This is a genomic window from Pseudomonas sp. 05N434 (assembly GCF_056396965.1).
In genome coordinates this window covers 1-1,670 of record NZ_JBFTMK010000784.1, presented here as the reverse complement: position 1 = coordinate 1,670, position 1,670 = coordinate 1, and the positions used below count along the sequence as shown (strand labels likewise).

The following is a 1,670-nucleotide window of genomic DNA, read 5'->3' as shown; positions in this document are numbered from 1 at the left end:
GGTGGATGGGCTGTCATCTCTCAAGACAAATTCACAAAAGGTGATATTGAAAAGAGAGCGTTCCGCGAGTGCGGACTGCCGGTCTTCTGTTTGGCCAAGCATTGGGGAAACGAGTCTTATTGGAACAAAGCGCATAACCTGGTGCGATGGTGGCCGTCGATCATGAGTCAGGCACATCTGAATGGAGGTGGCGCTGCGTTCCGCGTACCGTGGAAATGTCCGGCGCACGGAAAATTTGATCAAATAAAAATATARACCCCGAACCGTGACAGGGCTTCTTTTCATTCATACCTTTGGTGAAGCTACGAGCGACTGAAGCCATCCATCCACATGAATTTTTCTTCACCCCACCGCCCCCCCTCCAACCTGTACATTCCCCCTCGCTCATTCAAGAAACTACGGTTTGCCCGCCCTCCCGCGGGCTTTTTTTTTTGCCTGCGATTTGGTTAGCGGTCGGTTCCAGTGACTGCTCCCACCATCATTTCAACCGATACAGATACGTATCCTGCGCCTCATGCGGCTGCAAACAAGCCCTCTGATAACACCGTCTGATCAAACCAAACCCGGCCGCTTCGGCCAGCCGCTGGCTCGCCACATTGGCCGAGGCGATGGTCAGGTAAAACGTGAAACCGGGCATGCTTTTGATCAACGCTTCAAGCGCCGTGCGCATATAGCCTTTGCCCGTATACTCGGTATTGACCCAGTAGCCGACCAAATACCGGTTACGGCGCCGGGGCTTCAAGCCAATACAGCCGATGATCGCGTGCGCGGTATCGTCGACGATAAACAGCCGCCGCTCACCGGTTTCGCTTTTGAATTCATCGACTGCCCGCGCGAGGAACGATCGGGCCTCGTCCTCGGTGGTGTAGGGTTTGGCCCAGGGCAGAAATTCGCAGTGGACTGTAAAACTGGCGTTCAGCGCATGCTGCAACGCTTTACACCATCCGGGGTCGGGGGCGCTCAATCTCAATGTGTGAGTACCAACGGTCAGCGCAAGCTCCATTGCATCATCCTTAACTACCAACTCCATGACGTCAGACAATAACAGCGCCTGGAAGGACGCTGCTACTCAGATCGCCCCCCGTTAGTGCTGCCCCAACGTCACCCGTCACCTCTCGCTGGTCGTTCATGTTTCGTTAAGCATTCAACTCGTATGCTTGGGGTTCCCGGTCCCCTGCTCGGTTAGCCAGAAACTCATGTCACGCCCCGTCTCTTCACTGTTTCTACTCGCCGCTCTGCTGTTTTTCTTCGCGCTAAGCAATCACCAATTACAAGGTTCCACGGAGGCCCGGGTCGCCGGAATTGCCATGGAGATGCACCTGGATAACGACTGGGTGACCCCGCATTTGTTCGGCGAGCCATTTCTTGAGAAACCGCCCTTGAGCTTGTGGCTCGACGCCGGGGCGATTCGCGCATTCGGCGGTACGCCGTGGGCGGTGCGGCTCGCGTCGGCGTTTGCCGGGTTATTCAGCGTGATGTTGCTGTATGCGATGCTGCGGCGGTTCGACCGGCCCAAGGTCATTGCCTGGACGGCGGGGATTTTGCTGGCGACCATGGCCAGTTACTGGAGCAACACGCGCAGCGTCGGCGAAGACGCGTTGCTGGCCTTCGGCGTGAGCATGGCGCTGCTGGCATTTTTTCAGGGGACACGGTATTCGACTGTCGGCAAC

3 protein-coding genes are annotated in these 1,670 nt (G+C 56.5%); 2 read left to right on the top strand and 1 reads right to left on the bottom strand.

What is annotated here, in order from left to right:
* Positions 1-255 (top strand): PIN-like domain-containing protein (locus AC1DLB_RS29325; RefSeq protein ID WP_477786221.1); only part of this gene is annotated, 255 nt, incomplete at its 5' end.
* A 223-nt stretch (positions 256-478) separates the two neighbouring features.
* On the opposite strand, the gene AC1DLB_RS29320 is transcribed toward AC1DLB_RS29325, so the two are convergent.
* The gene (locus tag AC1DLB_RS29320) at positions 479-1,003 is read right to left on the bottom strand and encodes a GNAT family N-acetyltransferase (RefSeq protein WP_477744063.1); all 525 of its coding nucleotides are present in this window, start codon (positions 1,001-1,003) and stop codon (positions 479-481) included.
* 193 nt (positions 1,004-1,196) lie between these two features.
* On the opposite strand from AC1DLB_RS29320, the gene AC1DLB_RS29315 reads away from it, so the two are divergent.
* Positions 1,197-1,670, top strand: a 474-nt coding sequence (locus AC1DLB_RS29315; RefSeq protein WP_477786220.1) for an ArnT family glycosyltransferase, incomplete at its 3' end; no start/stop codon positions are given.

Excerpts from the sequence above, each read along its gene's own strand:
- AC1DLB_RS29320 (WP_477744063.1), bottom strand. The coding sequence starts at position 1,003 with ATGGAGCTTGCGCTGACCGTTGGTACTCACACATTGAGATTGAGCGCC.